The sequence below is a fragment of the Mesorhizobium sp. M4A.F.Ca.ET.022.05.2.1 genome (assembly GCF_003998845.1).
GTDB lineage: Bacteria > Pseudomonadota > Alphaproteobacteria > Rhizobiales > Rhizobiaceae > Mesorhizobium.
The window spans coordinates 1-6,021 of sequence record NZ_RZOJ01000367.1 but is presented as its reverse complement, the minus strand read 5'-3'; the positions used below and the strand labels follow the sequence as shown (position 1 = coordinate 6,021).

The window sequence follows — 6,021 nt, the reverse complement described above, 5'->3', positions numbered from 1 at the left end:
GTGCCAGCCGAGTTCGACGATCAGGGCGTGCTGACGCTGCAATTGCGCAACCCCGACTTTTCGACCGCCATTCGCATCGCCGACGCTATCAACGATTACACCGCGCAGCGTTTCGGCATGCGCGTCGCGGCCGAGCGCGATGCCCGCACCGTCCAGATCAGGCGGCCGAAGAACGTCTCGGCGGCACGCTTTTATGCCGAGATCGAGAATCTGGTCGTGGAATCGGACACGCCGGCCCGCGTCGTCATCGACGAGCGCACCGGCACCATCGTCATCGGCAACAACGTCAAGATCTCGCGCGTGGCCATCAGCCACGGCACGCTCACGGTGCGCATCACCGAGGCGCCGAAAGTCGTCCAGCCCGAGCCCTTTTCCAAGGGCGTGACCGCTGTAGAGCCCTTCACCGCCATCGAGGCCACGCGGCCCGACGCGCGGGTCGCAGTGCTCGACGGGCCGAACCTCGAAGCGCTGGTTTCTGGCCTCAACCGTCTTGGCGTCAAGCCCGACGGCATCATTGCCATCCTGCAAGGCATCAAATCGGCCGGCGCCCTGCAAGCCGATCTGGTCCTCCAATAGGCCATGCCGATGATCGCTCCCCGCCAACCGAACCGCAACGCCAGGCCGGCGTTGATTGCCCCGGCCCTCGCCGTCATGCTTCTTTCTGCCGGCGCAGCCCGCGCCGAAGAGGCCGTGCGCCAGGTGCTGCCCGGCGGGCAGGCGCCGGCTGCAACCCAGCAGATGACCCGGGAGAAGGCGCCGGACGAAAGTGAGATACAGCGCTTCTGCTCCAACATCGCCGACGCCGCCCGCGATCGCCGCTACGCCCTGCAGGCGCAGGAGCTGAAGGAGCTCCAGGCCGGCATCGACCAGCGCATGAAAGCGCTGGAGGACAAGCGGGCCGAATACGAGCAATGGCTGAAGCGCCGCGAGGTGTTCCTCGCGCGCGCCGAGGACAGCGTTGTCAAGATCTATGCCGGCATGAAGCCGGACGCCGCGGCCGAACGCCTGGCGATGGTCAATGTCGAACTGGCCGCCGCCATCCTGATGAAGCTGGATTCGCGCAAGGCCGGCGTCATCCTCAACGAAATGGACCAGAAGGCGGCCGCCGCGCTTACCGGCATCATGGCCAGCGCGGCGCGAAGGACAGATCCGTCATGATCCGCAAGATGCTCATCCTCGTCGGAGTCGTGGCCTTGTCCGGCTGCGGTACCGATCTCAAGGAGGTCGGCAGGGAACCGGCGCTGTCGCCGGTCGGCTCCGGCATCGGCAATGGCGCGGCCGCGCCTTACAGCTATCCCGAGCCACCGGCGGCGCCAGTCAAGAAATTCTCGCTGTGGGACGATCGCCAGAGCCGCTTGTTCACCGACCCAAGGGCGCTGCGCGAAGGCGATATCCTCACCGTCAACATCAAGCTAAACGACAAGGCCAACTTCAAGAACCAGAACGACAGGAGCCGCACCGCCGCGCGCAAGCTCGGCTATGATGTCACTCTGGGATGGGAGGGCAACAGCACGAGCGGTAAGGGCGACGCCGGCCTGAGCTCCAGCACCGAAACCAACGCCGACGGCGAAATCAAGCGCTCGGAGAACCTGGAGCTCAACGTCGCCGCCGTCGTCACTGAGGTCTTGCCCAATGGCAACCTGATGATCAGGGGTTCGCAGGAGGTACGCGTCAACTACGAGCTCAGGGTGCTCACCATTGCCGGCATGGTGCGTCCGTCCGATATCGGCGCGGAGAACACCATCTCCTACGAACGCATCGCCGAAGCGCGCATCTCCTATGGCGGCCGCGGCCGAGTCAGTGAGATCCAGCAGCCGGCCTATGGCCAGCAGGTCCTCGATCAGGTTCTTCCCTTCTAAAACGGGCAGGCTCGGGAAATTACGCCATGGCCAATGTCGAGCAAGTCGGGCAGAAGAAGGGACCTTCCCTGGTCATCCAATTGGCCATGCTCGTGGCGGTGACGGCCGCCGCGATCGGCATGGGCTGGCTGTCCGGCGGCTATCTGAAGGGCACCGATGCTCCGGCCTCGGTGCCGGTGGCTCCGGAAAACGAAGGCAATACCGAGAGGCCGGCCGAGTCCGGCAAGGAAGCCGTCGGACCGACGCTTGTCCAGCTTGCACCGATCACCACCAATCTGGCGTCTCCCGCAGAGGTCTGGATAAGGCTGGAGGCGTCGGTGTTTTACGACGCGCCGCAGCCGCCGGAGATGACCGAGCAGATCCACCAGGATCTGTTGGCGCTGGTGCGCACGCTGAAGATGCATCAGATCGAAGGCGCCAGCGGTTACCAGCATCTGAAGGCCGATCTCGAGGAGCGTGCCGCCATCCGCAGCGGCGGCCATGCCAAACAGATTCTGATCAGGACATTGCTGCTCGAATGAGAAAATACCTTCTCGCCGCCACGCTCCTGGTCCTTGCCACCTCCGTCGCCGCGGCCCAGCAGCTGGATCTCGGTGCCATCGGCAAGGCCGACGGCACGACCGTCGGCTACCTGATCCAGATGTTCGGCCTGCTCACCGTGCTGTCGGTGGCGCCGGGGCTTTTGATCATGGTGACGAGCTTCACCCGCTTCGTCATCGCCTTCTCGATCCTGCGCGCCGGCATCGGCCTGCAGTCGACGCCGGCCAACCTGATCCTGATCTCGCTGTCGCTGTTCATGACTTTCTACGTCATGGCGCCGACTTTCGATCAGGCCTGGAACACCGGCGTCAAGCCGCTGATGGACAACCAGATCACGCAGGCGGAAGCGTTCGAGAAGATCTCGGACCCGTTCCGCACCTTCATGCTGCACAATGTGCGCGACAAGGATTTCGACCTCTTCGCCGACCTTGCCCGCGAACGCGGCCAGACCGTCTCGCGCGACACCGTCGACCTGCGCATCCTGGTGCCCGCCTTCATGATCTCCGAAATCCGGCGCGGTTTCGAGATCGGCTTCCTGATCGTGCTGCCGTTCCTGGTCATCGATCTGATTGTCGCCACCATCACCATGGCGATGGGCATGATGATGCTGCCGCCGACCGTGGTGTCGCTGCCGTTCAAGATCCTGTTCTTCGTGCTGATCGACGGCTGGAACCTGCTTGTCGGCAGCCTGGTGCGATCCTTCACCTGACTTGTCGATATTGATCGCCAGCCTTGCCTGACTGGCGCCGCGCCGCCGCGCCCAGATTTCCTGCAATATATTTTCGGTTAACCGTCGCGTTTAGGCCTTTGGTAGGGACTTGCCAGCATAGTCCCCCCAGATGGCGGGTGATCTCAATCAACGATCATTGGCATGATGCCGCACCGTCATACCGGAAAAGCCGGTATGTCAAAAAAACACGTGTAAAATCAAGGTACGAGTAGCCATGTCCAGTATCATGACCAATTCCTCGGCGCTGACCGCGCTGCAGAGCTTGAACAACACCAACAAGCAGCTCGAGACCACCCAGTCGCGTATTTCGACTGGTTACCGCGTCGCCACCGCCTCCGACAACGCCGCCTACTGGTCGATCGCCACCTCGATGAAGTCGGACAACAAGGCGCTCTCGGCCGTACAGGACTCGCTCGGTCTCGGCGCCGGCAAGGTCGACACCGCCTACACCGCCATTAACGACGTCAAGGACCAGGTCGACCTGATCAAGTCCAAGCTGGTCACCGCCCGCGGCGCCAGCCAGGAAGACCAGCAGAAGATCGCGACCGAAATCAACGCCATCCAGGCGCAGATCAAGTCGTCGGTCACCAACGCCAACTTCGCCGGCTCGAACCTGCTGCAGAACGACGGCCTCGCCGCGTCCGACCTTAAGATCGTCGCTTCCTACAACCGCACCGGCGCGACCGTCACCATCGACACCATCGACGTCAAGGCTGCGGACACGCAGGTCCTCGACGTCGCCGGCACGGGCGGCATCGTCGGCGGCCTTCTCGCCACGACCTTCTTCGATCCGAGCTCTGCCGCTGTCGCCGACACTGCCATCGACACCGCGCTCGGCAGCGTTGAAACGGCGCTTGGCAAGCTGTCCACCGGTGCCGCATCGCTCGGTGCCGCCAAGTCGCGCATCGACACCCAGAAGAGCTTCCTGTCGAACCTCTCGGACTCGATCGACAAGGGCGTCGGCTCGCTGGTCGATGCCGACATGAACAAGGAATCGACCCGCCTGCAGGCCCTCCAGGTCCAGCAGCAGCTCGGCATCCAGGCGCTGTCGATCGCCAACGGGAATTCGCAGTCGATCCTGTCGCTCTTCCGCGGCTGATCGCCTCCTGAACTCCAGTCATCTGCATCGGGCCGCGCCATCAGCGCGGCCCGATTTTCATTTGTGAAACCCTTGTCATTTTCCCTCGCCAAAGCATGGCTTTAACGCGCCATTAACGATGTCGCGCTAGTTATGGTTAACCATTCACTTATGACGGGCAGACCAGTTGGTCGACAGGCATGACGCCCCCGCCAAACGGGTTGACCGGCATGCGTAAGGCATGCCTGCTTTGAGAAGGGGTGTACCTTGGCAAGTATCATGACGAACGCCGCGGCGCTGACCGCGCTGCAGAGCCTAAACGCCACCAACAAGGCGCTTGAAACGACGCAGGCCCGCATCTCGACTGGCTACCGCGTCGCCACCGCTTCCGACAACGCCGCCTACTGGTCGATCGCTACCAGCATGCGTTCCGACAACAAGGCGCTGTCGGCGGTGCAGGACGCACTCGGCCTCGGCGCCGGCAAGGTCGACACCGCCTACACCGCCATCACCGACATCAAGGACCAGGTCGACGCGATCAAGGCCAAGCTGGTCACCGCCCGCGGCGCCAGCCAGGACAACCAGCAGAAGATCGCGACCGAAATCAAGGCCATCCAGGAGCAGATCAAGTCGTCGGTCACCAATGCCAGCTATGCCGGCTCGAACCTGCTGCAGAACGACGGCCTCGTCGCCTCCGACCTGCAGATCGTCGCTTCCTACAACCGCACCGGCACCACCGTCGCCATCGACACCATCAACGTCGCGGCCGCCGACACGCAGGTTCTCGATATTGCCGGCACGGGCGGCATCGTAGGCGGCCTTCTCGCCACGACCTTCTTCGACCCGAGCGCCGCTGCGGTCACCGACACCGCAATCGATACGGCGCTCGGCAGCGTTGAAACGGCGCTTGCCAAGCTCTCGACGGGCGCGGCCTATCTCGGTGCCGCCAAGTCGCGCATCGACACCCAGAAGAGCTTCCTGTCGAACCTCTCGGACTCGATCGACAAGGGCGTTGGCGCCCTGGTCGACGCCGACATGAACAAGGAATCGACCCGCCTGCAGGCGCTGCAGGTGCAGCAGCAGCTCGGGATCCAGTCGCTGTCGATCGCCAACGGCAACTCGCAGTCGATCCTGGCCCTGTTCAAGAGCTGATATTCCGGCTGATCTTTCCATTGCATCGAAGGCCGCGCCGCAAGCGCGGCCTTTTGCCTTCCGCCTATCATCCTCGCACAAGCTTCGCGGTCTAGTGTTCCGACGGACAGTCATGCTGGGAGCCGTTGGAACGTGCCGGAACAGATCCAGAGCATCATCTCGAATCTCAGGGCATTTGGCGTCAAGCGCCTCGCCATGCTGGGCGGCATCGCGGTGCTCGTCATGACCGTCATCGGCGTGGCCTCGATCTATCTCAACCGTCCCGCCTACGAGACGCTCTATGTCGGGCTCGAGCGCTCCGACGTGAACCAGATCGGCCTGGTGCTGGGCGAGGCCGGCATCGGCTTCGATGTCGGCGCCGACGGCACCTCAGTGCTGGTGCCGGCCGGCACCACCGCGCAGGCTCGCATGATGCTCGCCGAGAAGGGCCTGCCGACCAGCGCCAATGCCGGCTACGAGCTGTTCGACAATGTCGGCTCGCTCGGCCTGACATCCTTCATGCAGCAGATCACAAGGGTGCGCGCCCTGGAGGGCGAGATCGCGCGCACCATCCAGTCGATCGCCGGCATCAAGGCGGCGCGCGTCCACATCGTCATGTCCGAGCGCGCCAATTTCCGCCGCGACGAGCAGCAGCCCTCGGCCTCGGTGGTCATCCGCTATGC

7 protein-coding genes and 1 pseudogene are annotated in these 6,021 nt (G+C 63.6%); all 8 read left to right on the top strand.

Translation table 11 applies throughout. The features are described 5' to 3' along the window. Positions 1 to 576: flagellar basal body P-ring protein FlgI (locus EN745_RS27715; protein ID WP_145992156.1), on the top strand; the 576-nt coding region annotated here is incomplete at its 5' end. A gap of 3 nt (positions 577 to 579) precedes the next feature. Continuing rightward, positions 580 to 1,158 carry a MotE family protein gene (locus tag EN745_RS27710; RefSeq protein WP_126058485.1) on the top strand — a complete coding sequence of 193 codons (579 nt, stop codon included), beginning with the start codon at positions 580 to 582 and terminating at the stop codon, positions 1,156 to 1,158. Next, on the top strand, positions 1,155 to 1,859 hold the full coding sequence (gene flgH / locus EN745_RS27705) for a flagellar basal body L-ring protein FlgH (RefSeq protein ID WP_127422721.1): 705 nt from the start codon (positions 1,155 to 1,157) through the stop codon (positions 1,857 to 1,859). Before EN745_RS27710 ends, flgH begins: the two co-directional genes overlap by 4 nt. Before the next feature lie 26 nt (positions 1,860 to 1,885). Continuing rightward, on the top strand, positions 1,886 to 2,380 hold the full coding sequence (locus tag EN745_RS27700; RefSeq protein ID WP_127406380.1) for a flagellar basal body-associated FliL family protein: 495 nt from the start codon (positions 1,886 to 1,888) through the stop codon (positions 2,378 to 2,380). Then, the gene (gene fliP, locus EN745_RS27695) at positions 2,377 to 3,108 is read left to right on the top strand and encodes a flagellar type III secretion system pore protein FliP (RefSeq protein WP_126058482.1); all 732 of its coding nucleotides are present in this window, start codon (positions 2,377 to 2,379) and stop codon (positions 3,106 to 3,108) included. Before EN745_RS27700 ends, fliP begins: the two co-directional genes overlap by 4 nt. Before the next feature lie 235 nt (positions 3,109 to 3,343). Then, on the top strand, positions 3,344 to 4,228 hold the full coding sequence (locus tag EN745_RS27690; protein ID WP_126058481.1) for a flagellin: 885 nt from the start codon (positions 3,344 to 3,346) through the stop codon (positions 4,226 to 4,228). Positions 4,229 to 4,474: 246 nt separating this feature from the next. Continuing rightward, entirely contained in the window at positions 4,475 to 5,359 is an 885-nt protein-coding gene (locus EN745_RS27685) for a flagellin (RefSeq protein ID WP_126058480.1), read from the top strand. 132 nt (positions 5,360 to 5,491) lie between these two features. After that, positions 5,492 to 6,021 (top strand): annotated as a pseudogene (locus EN745_RS27680) (flagellar M-ring protein FliF); the annotation flags it as partial.